The sequence below is a fragment of the Chryseobacterium sp. CCNWLW53 genome (assembly GCF_037083525.1).
GTDB classification, from domain to species: Bacteria; Bacteroidota; Bacteroidia; order Flavobacteriales; family Weeksellaceae; genus Chryseobacterium; species Chryseobacterium lathyri.
Window position 1 is genome coordinate 195,114 of the sequence record NZ_JBAOJR010000007.1, and the last position, 18,158, is coordinate 213,271.

The 18,158-nt window shown below is 38.1% G+C and carries 14 protein-coding genes; 2 read left to right on the plus strand and 12 right to left on the minus strand.

The annotated features are described in order from the left end of the window. Positions 1-18: 18 nt before the first annotated feature. The 6 genes from V6R96_RS20485 to V6R96_RS20510 form a co-directional block, all read right to left on the minus strand. A complete protein-coding gene (locus V6R96_RS20485) occupies positions 19-942 on the minus strand; it encodes a PfkB family carbohydrate kinase (protein WP_223558609.1) in 924 nt (307 codons plus the stop codon). Positions 943-969: 27 nt separating this feature from the next. Further along, positions 970-1,527 carry a gliding motility lipoprotein GldD gene (gldD, locus tag V6R96_RS20490; RefSeq protein ID WP_111956052.1) on the minus strand — a complete coding sequence of 186 codons (558 nt, stop codon included), beginning with the start codon at positions 1,525-1,527 and terminating at the stop codon, positions 970-972. A 44-nt stretch (positions 1,528-1,571) separates the two neighbouring features. Further along, entirely contained in the window at positions 1,572-2,606 is a 1,035-nt protein-coding gene (mutY, locus tag V6R96_RS20495) for an A/G-specific adenine glycosylase (RefSeq protein ID WP_336380073.1), read from the minus strand. A 196-nt stretch (positions 2,607-2,802) separates the two neighbouring features. After that, positions 2,803-3,276, minus strand: coding sequence for a hypothetical protein (locus tag V6R96_RS20500; protein ID WP_228452498.1), 474 nt, complete (start codon positions 3,274-3,276; stop codon positions 2,803-2,805). Positions 3,277-3,340: 64 nt separating this feature from the next. After that, a complete protein-coding gene (locus V6R96_RS20505; RefSeq protein ID WP_111956046.1) occupies positions 3,341-4,702 on the minus strand; it encodes a DUF5458 family protein in 1,362 nt (453 codons plus the stop codon). Positions 4,703-4,723: 21 nt separating this feature from the next. Beyond that, positions 4,724-5,170: a type VI secretion system contractile sheath small subunit gene (locus tag V6R96_RS20510; protein WP_223558606.1), complete on the minus strand. Its 447-nt coding sequence runs from the start codon at positions 5,168-5,170 to the stop codon at positions 4,724-4,726. A 353-nt stretch (positions 5,171-5,523) separates the two neighbouring features. Between V6R96_RS20510 and V6R96_RS20515 the strand changes: the two genes are divergently transcribed. Next, positions 5,524-6,570, plus strand: coding sequence for a hypothetical protein (locus V6R96_RS20515; RefSeq protein ID WP_223558605.1), 1,047 nt, complete (start codon positions 5,524-5,526; stop codon positions 6,568-6,570). Positions 6,571-6,634: 64 nt separating this feature from the next. Here the strand turns inward: V6R96_RS20515 and V6R96_RS20520 are convergent, their stop codons facing one another. From V6R96_RS20520 to V6R96_RS20545, 6 genes are all read right to left on the minus strand, one after another. After that, complete coding sequence (locus V6R96_RS20520) at positions 6,635-8,725, minus strand: M13 family metallopeptidase (RefSeq protein ID WP_336380074.1); 2,091 nt, start codon at positions 8,723-8,725, stop codon at positions 6,635-6,637. Positions 8,726-9,054: 329 nt separating this feature from the next. Continuing rightward, entirely contained in the window at positions 9,055-11,112 is a 2,058-nt protein-coding gene (locus V6R96_RS20525) for a M13 family metallopeptidase (protein ID WP_336380075.1), read from the minus strand. A gap of 104 nt (positions 11,113-11,216) precedes the next feature. Then, a complete protein-coding gene (locus tag V6R96_RS20530; protein WP_336380076.1) occupies positions 11,217-12,467 on the minus strand; it encodes a CinA family nicotinamide mononucleotide deamidase-related protein in 1,251 nt (416 codons plus the stop codon). A 332-nt stretch (positions 12,468-12,799) separates the two neighbouring features. Next, positions 12,800-13,342: a lipocalin family protein gene (locus V6R96_RS20535; protein WP_336380077.1), complete on the minus strand. Its 543-nt coding sequence runs from the start codon at positions 13,340-13,342 to the stop codon at positions 12,800-12,802. A gap of 71 nt (positions 13,343-13,413) precedes the next feature. Further along, the gene (locus V6R96_RS20540) at positions 13,414-14,148 is read right to left on the minus strand and encodes a LytTR family DNA-binding domain-containing protein (protein ID WP_111956030.1); all 735 of its coding nucleotides are present in this window, start codon (positions 14,146-14,148) and stop codon (positions 13,414-13,416) included. 121 nt (positions 14,149-14,269) lie between these two features. After that, on the minus strand, positions 14,270-16,051 hold the full coding sequence (locus tag V6R96_RS20545) for a histidine kinase (protein WP_336380078.1): 1,782 nt from the start codon (positions 16,049-16,051) through the stop codon (positions 14,270-14,272). Between the two features lie 193 nt (positions 16,052-16,244). On the opposite strand from V6R96_RS20545, the gene V6R96_RS20550 reads away from it, so the two are divergent. Next, on the plus strand, positions 16,245-17,999 hold the full coding sequence (locus tag V6R96_RS20550) for an amidohydrolase family protein (protein WP_336380079.1): 1,755 nt from the start codon (positions 16,245-16,247) through the stop codon (positions 17,997-17,999). Positions 18,000-18,158 lie beyond the last annotated feature (159 nt).

An 18,158-nucleotide genomic window follows, 5' to 3' on the forward strand; every position in this document is an offset into this window, starting at 1 on the left:
TTTCTTAAAAAGACTTATTTATTGCAGTTCAACATCGAATGTCGTTAATTCTTTGAATTGTCTTAATCTGCTGAACATATCCGCTTCATTTACTTCCTGGATTCTTTCTGTTCCGAATTTCTCAACCGTGAAGGAAGCCATAGCCGAACCTACGATTAAAGCAGACTTCATGGTCTCAAAATCAAACTTACCTTTTTTGGCAAGATAAGCTGCAAAACCTCCTGCAAAAGTATCTCCTGCCCCGGTTGGATCAAAAACCTCTTCTAATGGAAGTGCAGGGATAGCGAATACTTTATTGTCGTGGAAAAGTAAAGCTCCGTGCTCTCCTTTTTTAATGATTACATAGTCAGGACCCATGGTGTGGATCTTTTTAGCTGCTTTTACTAAAGAATATTCTCCTGAAAGCTGTCTTGCCTCTTCATCATTGATGGTAATAACATCTGTTTTAGCAATCATATCCATCAGGATATCCCATGCTGAATCCATCCAAAAGTTCATAGTATCAAGGATAACAAGTTTTGGACGTTTGTTCATTTTTTCCAGTACGGACAGCTGAACACCAGGGTGCAGGTTACCAAGCAGAAGAATCTCTGCATCTTGCATAGAATCTGGAATTTTAGGATCAAAATTCTCCAAAACATTCACTTCTGTAGCCAAAGTATCTCTGGTATTCAGATCATTATGATATTTCCCGGACCAGAAGAATGTTTTTCCTTCTTTTACGATCTCAATTCCTTCAATATTTACATCTCTGTCTGTGAACATATCAAGGTGCTCCTGTGGGAAATCTCCTCCAACAACGGAAACAATACCAGATTTAACGCCTAAAACGGATGAAGTGATGCTGATATAAGTAGCTGCCCCTCCTAAAATTTTATCAGTTTTACCAAATGGCGTTTCGATTGCATCAAATGCAACGCTTCCTACAACTAAAAGTTTCATATATTTTTCAATGTATTTTAAAGTCAATTATTTTTTCCATTCAAAAGTGTCCAGCAGATGCTTCATATCATCTTTGATATAGTTCACTGCCGGGGCCAAAGAATCAGGTTTTGGCCTTGTATTAAAGTATAAATAAGCAGTCACAAAATGTTTTGTGCTGTCTGTAATGTAAAATTGAAGATTAGAAGCGCTCTGCCCCTTAAGCTCATAGAAGTTTCCGTACACTTTTTTGTCCGGGTATTCAAATGATTTGGTATCGATGGAACTTGCTTTAATGGTATGCTCATAAACCATTTTCTCAGCTTCTTTGATATGATCTGCAAAATCATTCTGTATCGGATAATAGGTCACAAAGACCTTGGCTTTCATTTTTGGGTAATTTATATAATACCAGCAAGGCTTTTTAGCATCAGAAATCGATGCAAAGTCTGAATATTCAAAAGTATAGGCACAGTTATTCTCAAATTTCTGATATTTGGGTGCCGGATACTCCAGGCGGAGTTCCCCGTAAGGTTTTGGAACATGATCTTTTCCGCAAGAAATTAAAAGCAGTGATACAAAAATAAAAATGACGTTTTTTATCATTTTGCAAAAGTACAAATTAGATTTTAGATTTTGGGAGACAAATTTCAGTCTTTCAGTGAGTTTTGGATGTAGTTTTCCAAAGGTTTGGGAAAAGATTTGTCGTGAGAAGCTTCAAAGTCTGTAATGAGGTACTGATTTTCGGCTATAAAACTATCCCAAACCGCTTCTGAATCGACCTCAACATTAGAAATTTCAATGGTGAGATTCTTATGGGTAAGCTTATGGGTAATGGTTTTTACATTCCTGATAAACGGTTCCAAATCGGCAGAAATTACCGGTGGAAACTCAAATAATTTCTTCCAGATGAAATCGTCTTTTCTCTGCCGGATCAGAAACTGTCCGTTTCTGTGCACAAAATAATATTTCAGGGCAAGATCTTCTGTTTTTATCTTTTTTGTCTTGACAGGGTACTCTGATGTTTTCTGCATAGAAAATGCAAGACAGTCATCATTTACCGGACATTCGCCACAGAGAGGATTTTTAGGCTTACAGATTTCTGAACCGAGATCCATCATAGCCTGATTAAAATCGCCTACATTCTCTGGCATGACCAATGTTGCCAATTGAGAAAAATAGGAAAAGGCCTTTGAATTGGAAATATCAAAGTCATCGGCAAAAATACGGCTCAAAACCCTGTAAAAATTACCATCAACAGCCGGCATTCTACCTCCAAAACAGATGCTTGAAATTGCCGCAGCGGTATATTTCCCGACTCCTTTTAATTTTAAAATCTCTTCATAATCAGCAGGAAAAACACCCTGATAATCATTCATGATCTGCTGTGAAGCTTTATGGATATTAATGGCTCTTGAATAATATCCAAGCCCTTTCCAATAGAGCAGCACTTCATTTTCGTCAGCTTCAGCCAGTGTCTTTACATCTGGAAATCTTTTAATGAAATTATTGTAATGATTGAGCCCCTGACTGATCCTCGTCTGCTGAAAAACAATTTCGCAGATCCAGATTTTATAAGGATCTTTTGTCTGTCTGAAAGGCAGATCTCTTGCATTTTTCCCGTACCAGCTCAGTAATTTATTTCCAACATGGAGAAATTCTGAACTTTTATTATTTTTTTCCAAAAACCTTTGTCTGTTTAAATGATTTGAGGGAATTCTTAACTGCAACTATTTTTATGATGCTTCGACTTCGCTCAGCGTGACACCTCTAATGCCATATAGCTGCAGATTGTCATGCTGAGCAGAGTCGAAGCATATTTTGCAACCTCTTTTTTAAAAAGCTTAAAATGCTGTCGGTTCCCGTTCTGCAAAGATAAAATTATTTATCCTTTTTAATGGAATATACGGGAGCAGCTTTCAGCCATTGATATTTGAGATTTCTTTCTGCAGCAATAAACCGGTAGCCTTCAAGTTTTTTCAGGTAAAGGTAGATTGAATCTGGCTTAAGCTTCAGTCTTTGATCAGAAAGAAACATGAACGGATAATCCATCACTGAATCTCTTATTGTTTTCAGTACTTTTCCGGATCTTACTTTGTAAAGAAAGAATGTTTTCCCTCTTCCTTTTGAACTGTCAGTCAGTTTCACATTGGAACTTGCAATAACCAGCTCGCTACCGTCAAAGCATTCTTCTTCGTTCATAATATAGGCTTTTCCCTGCTGCCGTTCGTCTTTAAAAAGATCTACTGCATAATGGTCCGGCGCCTGGTATTTTTTCTCACATCCCGACAATATAATCAGCAGGAGTACAGGCAGAAAGAGGCTTAAACTATTTTTGATCACATTAATTTTCATATGAATTGGCAGTAAAAAACCGATGTAAAAATGCATCGGTTTTGTTATTAAAATTGGGTTGTTGTTATTCCTGAGTATATTGTGCATCCCACTCGTTACCATCATCTCCTTTATGCCCGTCCAATTTAATAACGAAACTTTTTGTAGGGAAATAAGGGGTCATACGGATATCAAGCCATACTCTGTCTTTATTGACTCTGTCCTGCTCGAAACGAACAATTTTGAACTTTTCAATCAATTTGTCAGGACCTTTGATATTGTCAAGGAAGGTTACAATCTGCCTTCTCAAATCGTCTTCGTTCTTTGCATTCCAGTTTTCGAAGGCTCTTCTGTTCAGGAAGTCAAGTAAAACTTTAGTTACGTAGTCGAATACACGTACTACTGAATAGGTCTGAAGACCGATGTTATCTCCTGTAAACAGTGTTTTAGCAGAGAATGCCATGATCTTACCATATTCGTTCACCATTGGAACAAGACCCATTTTTTCTAACTGAGAAATTTCACTTTTCTTCAATTCGAATTTTACGGCATCTACTTCGTTGATATTACCATGCTTTTTACCTGCTGCCACCTGAGACATCAAAGTTTTGTGGATTTTTCCAGCTAATGAAGTGGAAGGCGGAAGCTCTACATTCTCTTCTTCTCCTACTTCTTCAGCTCTTCCTCTGCCCACAAGCCAGTTGCACGTCATAATAACGTTACTTCTGTGAAGCTCGCCTCCCGTAAGGTTTGCAGAGTGGAATAAGTCGACTACGTCATCCGGTTTATCCAGATTGGCAAAGTCGGTGACCATCATTACTTTGTTTTCATTACAGATCTTTGCCCATTTTTCAATGACTTTGTTTGAGCCTAAATATCCAGGTATTGCCAGGATAGAATAGTTGTCTCTAAGATCTAAACGGTCGTAATAGTTTTTAAATTCTTCGGAAATAGCATCAATGAATAAAGGATTATCCAGATCTGAAACCTGCTCAAGGCTTGCATTAACGATGCTTACATTATCCACTTTATCCAGTTCTGTATTTTTATAGAACTGAGCTACAGTTCTGTAGTTGGTTTCCAACAGACGTACTGCATCAAGTGTATTTTTCAGGTTGGTCTTTAGATTCTGATCTGCTGCCTGCGCTTTGGTTTTGCAGGTATCTGCCATTTTATCTGCAGACTCATTTCCTTCTAAAAGACTCACCCAAAGGTTTATTTTTTGAAGAAGCTCTTTTCTTTCGTCTGATTTATTGGTGTCCGTCAGGAAAATTTCTTTCCTGGCTTTTCTTGTAGGGTTCATATTGGCGATACCGTCTACAACGGATTCAACAAAGCCAAAACCTCCTATTTTATTAAGCTCCGCAAGCGGGTTACCTTTCGGCTGCCCTGAGTGCTGCTGCTGACTCTGCTGTTGGCTTTCTTGTGCCTGTAATTTGCTATCCATGATTTGATTTAGTGTAAATAATTATTTTTCAAGTTCTTGTGCCACATCTTTCAATACTTCGATGAATGCAGCTCTGGTCTGTTCATTCTCAAGCATATTACGCAGAATCTTATTGGTCTTCAGCTGGCGTACGATTTTATTGTACTGCTCCTGTTCCATGCTAAGCTGCTGTAAATAGTCTGATTTCTGAGTAAGATTTCTAGGGGTAAAGTCTGCAAGATTCTGAAAACGGAATTCCTCCTCTACTACTCCACCATCTTCCGTCTCGTGCTGTACAGCTACGGATGGTTGAAAATGTCTGAAGACGTCGTCTACAGTTTTTAATCCTGTTACGATTTCAGGGGTATAAGATTCTTCTGTAGTAAGCTGGCTCACTATCAGCGATTTGTTTTCCTGTATTTCCTGAATAGCTTCATTAGCGTCTACTTTTACCTCGTTGCCGCCAACACCATAATTAAACATTGCCATATTATTGTTATTTTGAGATTTCTGATTTTGGTTTGGATCTGTCTTTGAGTAATTTACTGATGAATCAAATAAATTACCAATCCAATGTTTAAATTTAAAAAAAAACTGTAACATACAAAATTTTGTAAAGATTTTTCTTGAAATATTTAATTTAAGCTAATTTATATTTAACGTAAAATCATGACTTTACGATATCACTAAACTATGAAAAATAAATAAAATAAGCTGTGGGAAAATAAAAATAAATCTTTGTATGCTTTGCATTTATAAAAAAGCATCAACCACGTATTAAAATAGGAATTCTTCCGGTATGAGGAAAAAAATTCTTTATATTTAAACAAAGTAACAGAGTCATGAAAGATGTAAAGATCGCGTTTAGAAAACCAATATATCCTGTTTCAGAAGCATTAAATCAGTATTTGGAAAGACATAACAGAACGACTAAGATCCAGTTTTTATATGAAGATCTGCTGAGATTCAGCGACAGTGTAAATATTCTGGATAAGGAGGGCAAAGATACTTTGTGGCTTGGTGTATTGTATTCTGAGCATGAATTTAAAGAAATAGAGGCTAATTTAAATAAGATTTACACCCTTCTTCATTCCGATGGAGACGAGGCAACCTTGCCTTATCTGAAAGTGGATACGATCGACTTTTGCACTTTCGGAAACTCTAAGCCTTTTCGGATTCGGGTGAGAAATATTCTCAATGACAATCATACTAATTTTTATATTAAACAGGCTGATGCTTCCCGTATCTATGGGCTGGAAATTGAAGATCTGCTTTCTCCCAACCGAATTAATTTCCTTATCCACAAAAATACCCTGATCGAAGAACACATCTTAGGAATTCCCGGAGATATTTTTATCCAGAAACATTTACAGAACTGTACAGAACTGGAAAAAGCCCAGATTTCCAAGGAGTTTGTAAAATTCAATGAACGTTGCCTCATAGGACTGCTGGGTGACATGCGCTCTTATAATTATGTTATTATTCCCATTCACGATTTCGACCAGGTTATTTACAAGATTCGCCCCATCGATTTTGACCAGCAAAGCTATGAAGGGAATTTGAAAGTTTATCTTCCCCAATATTTTAAAGAAAACAACGCGATGGTTAGCATGGTACTGGAAAAACTGAAGCCTAATTCTATAGAGCAGTATCGTAAAGAAGTACGTTCACAAATTGTAAAAAGAGTGACCAGCAGCAAAAGCAGATTCAATGAACTTATTGCCATTATGAAAAAAGAAGATATTGCGCCGGAAGCCAATGTTACAGAGCTGAAAACAGCTTTGCAAAAACTTACCTACGACGTCAACTTCAAGTATTGTAAAACCATGGGGGACATTATTGAAACCGGAATAAATTTTGTCCTCCGGAATTATAAGAAAGCATATTAAAAAAAGAATCCATCTCACATTTAATGGGGATGGATTCTTTCTTTTCTAACAATTTTTGGTTATTCTACCAAATTTTTATTCTGTCCTGAGGTGCTTTATACATTTTGTCCCCAGGTTTAATATCAAATGCTTTGTTGAATGCGTCCTGATTGACCAGCGGCCCGAATGCCCTGAACACTCCCGGAGAGTGCGGATCGGTCTTCACCTGGTTAATCATATACTGATCGGTAGATTTTGTTCTCCATACGGTTGCCCAGCTCATGAAGAATCTCTGATCCTGTGTAAATCCACTGATTTTCCCAGGATTTCCTTTGTCTTTCAGATACATCTGAAGAGCATCATAGGCTACTGCTACTCCACCAAGGTCACCAATGTTTTCACCACTTGTAAATTTACCGTTTACAAAGCTTCCTTTTACCGGTTCGTAGGCGCTGTACTGAGCCGCCAGCTGTGCTACTTTCGCATCAAAATTCTTACGGTCTTCATCCGTCCACCAGTTGTTGAGGTTTCCGTCCCCGTCGAAACGTGAACCACTGTCATCGAATCCATGAGAGATCTCGTGTCCGATAACAGCACCGATTCCTCCGAAGTTTACGGCAGCATCAGCTTTAGGGTTATAGAAAGGAGGCTGAAGAATGGCCGCCGGGAAAACAATCTCATTGTTTGATCCGCTGTAGTAAGCATTTACAGTTTGCGGAGACATTCCCCATTCTGTTTTATCAACCGGTTTTCCTACTTTATCAAGGCTTCTCTGATATTGCCACGCAGCTACGTTCTGAAGATTGGAGTATAGTGTTGCACCCTGTTTTGGAGATTCCACCTTTAACTGGGTATAATCTTTCCATTTGTCGGGATAAGCAATTTTCACAGTAAATTTAGACAGTTTTTCCTGAGCTTTCACTTTAGTGGCCGGAGACATCCAGTCCATATCGTTGATATGTGTTTTGAATGATTTTAAAATATAGTCAATATACATCTCCATCTGAGCTTTTGCTTCAGGAGTAAAATATTTTTCAACGTATAATTTTCCGAAAGCTTCACCAAGAACTCCATTCACAAGACTAAGCCCTCTTTTGTCCATCGGGCGCTGCTCTTTCTGGCCCTGAAGATACTTTGAATAGAAATCGAATCTGATCTGCTCAAGCTTATCATCAAGATTGCTGGCATTCCCGTTAATTAAATGGTATTTCAGATAATCTTTTAACAGAGGAAGATTTTTTTCAGTGATGAACTGATCCATATTCTGATAATATTTCAGTTCTCCGATGATTACTTTGTCGGTATTTACACCTGCATCCTTCAGATATTTAGCCAGGTTGACATTTTTAACCAGTCCTGGAAGTTCAGCTACATTTTTAGGGTTATATCTCAGGTTGGCATCTCTGTTCTGCTCCAGAGTCAACAGGTAGTTGGCTAGCTGCTTTTCAAATGCCACTACATTCTGCGCAGCCTGTGCTGAATTTTTATTTCCTAAAACATCGAATAATTTCCCGACATACATCTGGTATTCTGCTAAGGTTTTAGTATTGGCATCATTTACTTTCTGATAGTAATCTCTTCCTAATCCAAGATCCGGACCGCCAAGATATACTGCATTCATTTTAGAGTTCTTCATGTCTGCGCTTACCCTCCAGCCGTAAAAGGAATTGTCTCCTAACTTTGTGGCTTCAAGAAGGTATTTCTGCAGGTCATTAAGGTTTTTGATCGCCTCAATTTTTGATAAATCTCCTTTGATTGGAGCCAATCCATCTGCATTCCTTTTGTTTACATCCATGAAAGATGCGTATAGATTCTGAATTTTCTGGCCTTCTGAACCTTCAGAATATGTTTCGGATAAAATTTTATTCAGAATATCCAGAGAAGCATCATCTACATTTTCTCTCAATGCATTGAAAGAACCCCAGCTCGCTTTATCGGAAGGAATCTGGGTAGTCTTCACCCAATTTCCGTTCACATAGCTAAAAAAGTCATCCTGCGGGCGGACGCTTTTATCCATATAAGATAAATTGATTCCTTCTTCTTTTAATTCATCTTTCACAGGCTCTGCAACAGCAACCGTAGTTTCAGTTTTTGTAGCAGCAGTTTTAGCCGTTCCGCATGAGTTTAAAAATACAATGCCGGAAAGAGCAAGTATTCCAATATTTAGCTTTTTCATTAAAGATAATTTTTGATTTAACACAAACTTACCAAATATACAAACTTTAATGATAGCTAATTAATGATAATCGATAAATGATGAGAAGTTGGTGATTTGGGTTGTGATTCGAGTTGCTGGGTACGGGTGAGAGTTTGAGAGTATCAGTGACAGTGTTTTAGAGTGGAGATTATTGTTAAAAATGATATTTTTATGATGTTATCTGTAACCTGAAAAAAAATAATCCATTATAATGCGAAATCAAAAATTTGCAACTCTCACTCGGAGCTTGAACCCTACCCCACAAATCAACCAAACAAAAACCGCTCATTGCTGAGCGGCTTGTTATTTTACCAGATTTTGATTCTGTCTTCCGGAGTTTTGTATAGTTTGTCTCCTTTTTTCACATCAAATGCTTTATAGAAAGCATCAACGTTGATGAGTGGACCGAAACTTCTGAAGTATCCCGGAGAGTGCGGGTCAGTTTTTACCTGGTTCACCATATATTTTTCACTGGATAGAGTTCTCCAAACGGTTGCCCAGCTTAGGAAGAATCTCTGATCCTGGTTGAATCCACTGATCTTCCCTGGATTTCCTTTATCTTTCAGGTACATTTGAAGCGCATCGTAAGCAATATTTACTCCTCCTAAGTCAGCGATATTTTCACCGTTTGTGAAGGTACCGTTTACGAAAGTTCCTTTTACAGGCTCGTATTTGTCATACTGAGCAGCAAGAGCTTTAGTTGCTTTCTCGAAGTTGGCCTTATCTTCCGGCGTCCACCAGTCTACCAGGTTTCCGTCTGCATCAAACTGGGCTCCTGAATCATCAAATCCATGACTCATTTCGTGTCCGATAACAGCACCGATTCCTCCGAAGTTTACGGCAGCATCAGCTTTAGGATTGAAGAAAGGCGGCTGAAGAATTGCAGCAGGGAAAACGATTTCGTTATTTACCGGGTTATAGTAAGCATTTACCGTTTGCGGCGTCATCCCCCATTCTGTTTTGTCCACAGCTTTACCGATTTTTGCAAGATCTTTATTGTACTGCCATTCGGAAATATTCTGAAGATTGCTGTATAGATTTCCACCTTTAGCTTCAGAAACGATATCTAATTTTGAATAGTCTTTCCATTTGTCCGGGTAAGCAACTTTTACTGTAAACTTGTTCAGTTTGTTCATTGCTTTTTCTTTCGTTGTAGAAGACATCCACGCTAAATTGTTGATATGAACTGCAAAGCTTTTCTTTAAATAATCGATCAGTTCCACCATCTGTGCTTTCGCTTCAGCAGGGAAGTATTTTTCAACGTATAATTTTCCGAAAGCTTCACCAAGTGTACCATTGATCAGTTCAAAACCTCTCTTGTTCAATGCTCTCTGCTCCTGCTGACCTCTCAGGTATTTACCATAGAAGTCAAATCTCATATTCCCCAATTTCTCACTCAGGTAAGATGAACTTCCGTGAATCATGTGGAATTTTAAATAATCCTTGATCACAGGAAGGTTCTGAGCAGACACCAATTTATCGAATTCTTTGTAGTATCCAATTTCTCCGATGATCACTTTATCTGTAGTTACTCCTACTTTTTTAAGGTAAGCAGGGATATCAACACCTTTTACCAATGTTGAAAGCTCAGCCATTGTTTTAGGGTTGTACTGCAGTGTATTGTCACGGCTCTGTTCGTTGGTAAGATATGTTTTTGCAATGCTTTTTTCGTAATCAACGATTCCTTTTGCCGCTGCATCAGCATTTTTGTAGCCTAATTCTTTAAGCATGGAAGCTACATATTTCTGATATTCAGCAAGAGCTTCAGTATTTTTTTCGTTTACTTTCTGATAATAATCTCTTCCTAATCCCAAAGAAGCATTTCCTAAGTACACGGCATTCATTTTAGAATCTTTAAGATCTGCATCAACACCCCATCCGTACAAAGTATTTTCTCCGTCTTTTGTTACAGATATCAAATAGTTCTGAAGATCAGCCAGATTTTTAATCGCATCAATTTTATTCAGGTTAGCCTGAATAGGTTTGATTCCGTCTGCATTTCTCTTCTGCATATTCATATAAGTAGCATACAGATCCTGGATTTTCTTCCCCTCGCTTCCATCTTCAAATTTATCTTTCAGAAGAGAGTTCAGAATAGTCATTGAGTTATTATCTGTATCTTCTGCCAGTTTGTTGAAACTTCCCCAGGTCGGCTTATCGGATGGAATTTTAGCGGTTTTCATCCAAGTCCCGCTTACGTAGTTATAAAAATCATCCTGCGGACGTACAGAAGTGTCCATAAGGCTAATATCCAAGCCTTTATCTGTGCTGTTAACTGCTGTTTTCACGGCTTTTGCCTGTCCGTTCACTGTATTAAGTGAGCAAACTCCTGCCAGTAAAAACAAAGAAAGCGTTAGTTTTTTCATTATGATAGCAAATTTATAGTATATGTCTGTCTTTTTTATAATCTGTTACAATTCTTTTCAATAAAAAATTAACAATTATAATTTTTTATTATTTTAGTAAAAAACTACTCCGAAATCAATAAGCCTACCAGATCCTGAATGATCTTCTGGGAAACGAAATTCATAAAATCAAGTCTGTCCAGATGAGGCATGTACAGTTTTGAAGTGACTTCTTTGTCTTTGATCCGTATGGTATAAAAAACGGTTCCCACTTCTTTACCGTCCTCGCCTTTACCAGGGCCCGCAACACCTGTTGTGGACATGGAAATATCGGAGTCAAATAATTTCTGGCATCCTTTTGCCATTTCGCTGGCCACCTGCTCGCTTACCACTGTAAATTCATCTACAGTCTGCTGGGAGACTTTTAAAATTTCTATTTTCTTTTCTGTGGCGTAAGGTACAATTCCCCCTACAAAATATTTTGAGCTTCCTGAATTGGATGTGATCATTCTTGCCAGCTCACCTCCGGTACAGCTTTCTGCAGTGGAAATAGTCAGTTTTCTATCGTTAAGCATCTCTGCCAGAATTTTTTCTATTTTGTCTTCCGACACGGCGATAACATGATCACCTACCAAAGGAAGAAGCTTCTGGATTTCATCTTCTGCCTGCTGTTTCAGAGCAGCTTCGTTATCTCCTGAAGCAGTCAGCCTCAATTTCACACGTGTTCCTACCGGAAGATAAGACAATGCAAGATTTTCAGGAAGGGCAAGCTCCCATTCTTCAATAATATCTGCGAGAATACTTTCGGGAATGCCTACTACAGAAACTATCCTGGTATGGATATAGTAAAGATTGAATTTTTCTTTTAAATAAGGAATAATCTGATCCCTGATCAGCGGTTTCACCTCATAAGGAACCCCGGGAAGGCTGAAACATAATTTTCCGTCCTGATTCATCATCATACATGGTGCGGTTCCGAAATGATTTTGAAAAACAACCGATTTTGTAGGAACAAAAGCCTGTTCTCTGTTTCTTTCAAGGATATCCAGGCGGCCTCGTCTTTCCATATAGTTTTTAAGATGGTTGAAGGTTGCCTCATCCAGTGCAATTTCATCATTAAAATATTCAGCCAGTGCTTTTTTGGTTTTATCATCTCTTGTCGGGCCCAAGCCGCCTGTTGTAATGACAAGGTCTCCGATTTCAAAAGCAGTTTTTAAAGTATTTTTAATAATGGCAATCTCGTCTGAAATTGTAAAAATCTGTGTAACCTGTATGCCTATGCTTTTAAGTTCTGCGGCAATAAAATTAGAATTGGTATCAATGGTGTTCCCGGAAAGGATTTCATCACCTATAGTAATCAGAACAGCTTTTTCCATATATAAATTCTTGAAAGAAAATGTCCTGCAAATGACGTAAAAATCTGCGGCTATGACAACATAAAATGATTTTTTTTATCTTTGGCTGATACTGTTTAAAACTATAACTATTTCGCGATGGCGAAGGTATGGGTCTGAGTGCTATAAGATTTTTAAAGCAAATTTGAGTTATGAATTTTCATGTTTTGGATTCGAGCTTTTTGGTTAAAAAGTCTGGGCATGTTAATAATCCTCTAAACCCTAACCTCAGTCTGGGATCTTGGCTCTAAAAAGTTCACACTTGCAAAGCAAAATTCACAATTGGTATTTTCTCTAAAATAGTGATTTCTAAATTACTGATTATGCCTTACCCAAATAAGCTCATCGGTATTATATCCTAATCTTTTCGCTTTTTCGAGAAAACGCTGTCTTATGCTTTCAGGAATAGAGGTTGTCCTGGATAGAATCCAAAGGTATTTTACGCTGCTTCCTGCTATCAAGGCGTATTGATAATCTTCATCGATATCAATCACATTATAACCAGCCCAGATTGGTTTGAAGAATGAAACCTTAAGGCGGGCTTCGGTTTTATCTTTTACAAACCTGGCTTCTCCGATGGATTCTTTCCATTCTTTTTTAACATAATCATAGCCTTTATTGCGGACACTGATGGAACCGTTTGGATTTTCGGAATATTCGGCGGTGATGTTGTCCATATGTTTCTCAAACCTGTAATCGAAACGGGCAATTTCGTACCATCTTCCAAGATATTTTTTAACATCAAAGTTATTGACGGCAACAGCTCCTTTTGTAATTCCGGGAGAACAGGAATTGTAAACAACCAGCCCCAGAAGACCTAATGTAACCGGAACCGCAATTTTCTGAAGAGTTTTCATAATTGGATATTTTGCGTGATTGCGGTGAAAACTTCAAAAATAATGCCTTTAAGCTGTTAAGGAAAGAAATTCTAGGAAAAGACTTTCAGGAAATTATCTTTAAAACTGCCTGAAACCTCAATTTCCGTATCATCTGAAAGCATTACAGTTCCACTTTTATGGTAAGATTTTACAAATCCTGCATTGATGATATGGGAGCGGTGAACTCTTACAAAAGGATTTTCCAGCAGGTCATCGAAATGTTTCAGGAAACGGCAGACCATCTTTTTTGAGCCGTCGGTAAGGTAAACCTGTGTGAAATTTCCGTCTGCCTGCAGCCTTAGGATATCTTCAGTTTTTACAACATCAAATCCCTGAAGTGTAGGAAGAATGAGCTGTTGTTTTTCAGGTTTCAATTTTAAATTTTCGAGAAGTATTTTATTACGGTTGAGCTCTTCTTTACTTTCAAGGCTTTCTGCTACTTTATTTACTGCAAGAATGAGTTCCTGAATATCTATCGGTTTTAGAATATAATAACTGGCCGATTTATTAAGTGCCTGTAGTGAATATTGAGAAAATGCTGTAATGAAGATAGTTTCGTAGGAAAATTCTTTGGTAGCTTCCAACACATCAAAGGCATTTCCGAAAGGCATTTCTACATCCAGGAAGACCAATTGCGGCTGTTTTTCAGCAATCAGGGGAACGGCTTCTTTGATATTTTCTGCCTCTCCTACAATTTCTACCTGCGGGCAGTATTTCGTGATATAATTTCTGAGAACTTCTCTTGCAATGATCTCATCGTCTACGATTATGGATTGTATTTTCATTTTTTCAGGTTAGAGGTTACAGATATTAGATAACAGGTCTTAAGTGGTGAATGGATTTACTGATATTTTCCGTTTTTGAATTCAGGATCTGACAGGAAGTTTTTTTAAGGCTTTCATTGTTTTAAATAAGATTAATTTTTAAGGTAACCAAAACGCCACTACTATTTTCTTTGTCTTTTACAAAGCAGGCAATATCTTTTTTATACAAATCATTCAGGAGCTGAATTCTTTCAAGTGTATTTTTCATTCCGCGGCCTTCTCTTGCTTTCTGGTGTTCGGTTTTTTGCTTTTTGCTTTCTTCAATACCTATTCCGTTGTCTTCAATGGTGATTTTTAAATGCTGGTCTTCTTTTTCAAAGCTTAATTTCAAAAATCCTTTTTCACTTCTGTAGCGCAGTCCGTGCCAGACCGCATTTTCAAGGAACGGCTGGACAAGCATTCCTGGAATTTTCAGGCTTTGCATATTCAGGCTTTCGTCTACCCTAATTTCATAATCAAATTTATCGACAAAACGTGTCTTTTCGAGAGCAAGATAATTCTGAAGCAAATCCAGCTCCTGCTGAAGAGGAATGAAATCTTCGGTGGAATTTTCCATGACGCCACGCATTAATTTAGAGAATTTCGTAAGATACTGGTTAGCTTCCAGTTCGTTATTTGTCGCGATAAAATGATTGACGCTGTTTAAGCTGTTAAAGATAAAATGCGGATTCATTTCACGCCGTAATGACTGCAGGGCGATTTTTTTATTTTTAATCTGAACTTTCTTCAGCGTTCTGAAGATAAAGATAATCAGTCCGGTTAACAGGATCAGAACTCCGATCAGGCTGTAATTAAAGACATTTTTCTTACGGATCAGCTGATCTTTCAGCTCTTTTTCCTTTTCAAGCTGTGAAATTCTCTGCTCAGTATCTTCCAGAATTTTATTATCTACCAGGCTTCTGTCTTTGGACACAATATCCGGAAGTTTCCCAAGGAAATCGCGATACAGCGACACTGAGGCATCCGTATTTCCTGTTATACTGTATAGGCTGTCCAGTCGTTTTACGCTTTTCTGAGCTTCAAGTGTATGCCCTTTCTCCAGAGCGATTCCGTAAGCATTTTTTAATAATACCACAGCCTCTTCCGGATCATTCTTCTTTATATAAATATCAGCCAGCTCCTGGATCTGATTGACCTTTTCCTGTGAATTTTCTTTGACAAAATCTTCTTTCAGGACTTTCTTTTTGGCCTCAATGGCTTTTTCAAAATTTCTGTTTTCAACATAGAAATTGGTCAGTCTCTGATTAATTTCCAATGCCTGCTGAGGAGCTTCTTTTTTAGAAAGAACATAAGCATTGTTGAGGTTTTCTTCTGCTTTAGGAATATCTTTCTGCTGTATATTAACATCTGCCATTTGGCTGTAACTTGCTGCCAGATCGCCTTTATCTTTTGTTTTAAGACCTATATTGATATTATCCTGAATGGCCTCTACCTTCTGTTCAGCGTTGGGAGAAGAAAGCCTTGCCGCATCATTGGTATTGACCGCTCTGCTTTTTTCATTGTAACTCATCTCGGCCGCCATGCTGTAATTGCTGATGGCCGGAGTTATTTTGTTTTGCTTTTCCTGTGACTGGGCAATTTTCCGGGTGACAGATTCCAGATTTTTCTTATCGTTAAGGTTTTTGTAAATGGTTCTGGCTTTAACTAAAAACTCTTCGCTCTTGGCATAATTCCCCTGATTGTAGTAATTATTGGCAATTCCTACATAGGTATCGGCAACACCTTTGTTATCGTTATTGTCCACTGCTTTTCTGAGTCTGACCGCAGATTTGTAGGCCTGAGTAACCTGCATGGAATCCTGTGCTGTACAAAAATTTCCTACAGCAAGCATGAAGATAAACAGTATTTTAAAAACTAATTTCACAGATTTCAGATCTTGCATGCAAAGTAAGTAAAACTTTAGGTATCCTTTCCTATTCTTTACCAAGTCAAAACTTCATTTCACCCAGTTTGCCCAATTAAAAATCAATCTTTCCTCTTTACATGCTCCTTAAAATTCTGTAACAGAGGGCAGTGCGTCTTTTCTTATATTTGTATTGTTACTTTATCCCAAACTCATGAGCAAAAAATTCCAGATCGCATTGGCAACCTTTTTCTGTATGAGCATTTTTCATGCGCAGATTTATATTGAAAATGTAACTGTTGTAGATGTTATTCACAAAAAACTGATTCCTGCCCAGACTGTTGTCTTTTCAGGAAGGCCAATTACAGCAATAAAACCCAGCAGACAGATCAAAATTCCGAAGAATTCCCATGTTATTGATGGTAAAGGTAAATACCTAATGCCTGGAATGACGGATGCACACGTCCATTTTTTCCAGAGCGGCGGTCTGTATACAAGGCCGGATGCCCTTGATCTCAGAAAACATGTTCCTTATGAAAAAGAGATCAGCTGGAGCCATCATAATATGGAAGGTCTTCTGCAGCGTTATCTTAAAATGGGAATGACGTCAGTGATTGATCCCGGGGCAACGTGTAATTTGCTAAAACTCAGGGATTCTTTGAAAGAGAATGTACGCCTGCCTTCAGTGTATATGTCGGGACCACTCATTACTACTTATGAACCTGAAGTTTTTAAAAATCTTAATAAAGATGAGCCTTTCAGACTGCTTTCGTCTGTTGATGAGGCTAAAAAACTGGTTCAGGAACAGATCCCTTATCAACCTGATTTTATTAAGATATGGTATATTGTAACGGGAGATGCGCAGAAAAAGAAAGAACAGGCAAAGGAATTGGAACCTGCTATAAAAGCAGTTATTGACGAAGCTCATAAAAATAATTTAAAGGTTGCCATTCATGCAACAGAACGCTTCACCGCAGAAACAGCCGTACAAAACGGTGCCGATTTCCTGGTACACAATATAGAGGATGAATTGATTTCTGATGATTTTATAAAGCTTTTAAAATCAAAAAAGGTTATTGTATGCCCTACCCTTACGGTAATGGATAATTATTATGATACTTACGGACAAAAGAAGACCTACAATACTTATGAGCTGGAAAATTCCCATCCTGAAAGCATTGGCTCTATGTACGACCTGAAGCACCTTATACAAACGTCAGACTCTGTTATGCTTAATAAGCGTAAAGCAAGGTTTAGCGAGCCGAAGACCAAAGCTTATATTTCAAAAACGGACTCCATCAGAGCTGTCAATCTCAAAAAAATGGCTGAAGGAGGTGTAACAATCGCTGCTGGTACGGACGCCGGAAATATCGGAACACAACATGCATCATCATTTATCACAGAACTTAAGGCCATGAAGGAAAGCGGGATGGATGAATGGCAGATTCTTCAGTCGGCAACCATTAATCCTGCGAAAATCCTTAATAAAGAAAAGGAGTCCGGCAGCATTGAAGTGGGAAAAGCAGCGGATCTTGTTTTACTGAATTCAAATCCTGTTGAAAATCTGGACCATCTTACTGATATTGATACGGTTATAAAAAGCGGACTTCCTATAGACCGGGAAAAAATTGTAAAAGTGACACCGGAATCTCTGGCTCAGCAGCAGGTGAATGCTTATAATGCAAGAAATATTGAAGCATTTCTGGAGCCTTATGCAGAGGACGTAGAACTGTATTTGTTTCCCGGAAAGCTGATCAGCAAAGGAAAGGAAGCCATGAGAAAATCCTATTCCAATCTGTTTGATAAATCTCCGGATCTGCATTGCGAAATCAAGCAGAGGATTGTGAATCTTAATTCCGTTATTGATAAAGAGAGCGTTTCGGGCCTGAGACCTGGTGTAAAGACTGAAGCAACAGCTATTTATGAAATTAAAAACGATAAAATCTCGAAGGTTTACTTTATCTATTAATCATTTTTGAACCATTCCGGATAGTTTAAATCACATTTAAAAAATTTGAAAAGACGATTCTCACAGGGATCGTCTTTTTTTGTGACCATCCACCAAGTGAAAACCTCATTTCACCAAGTCTCTCCATTTTCGGTTTCAGATCGCAGTAATTTTACTTCA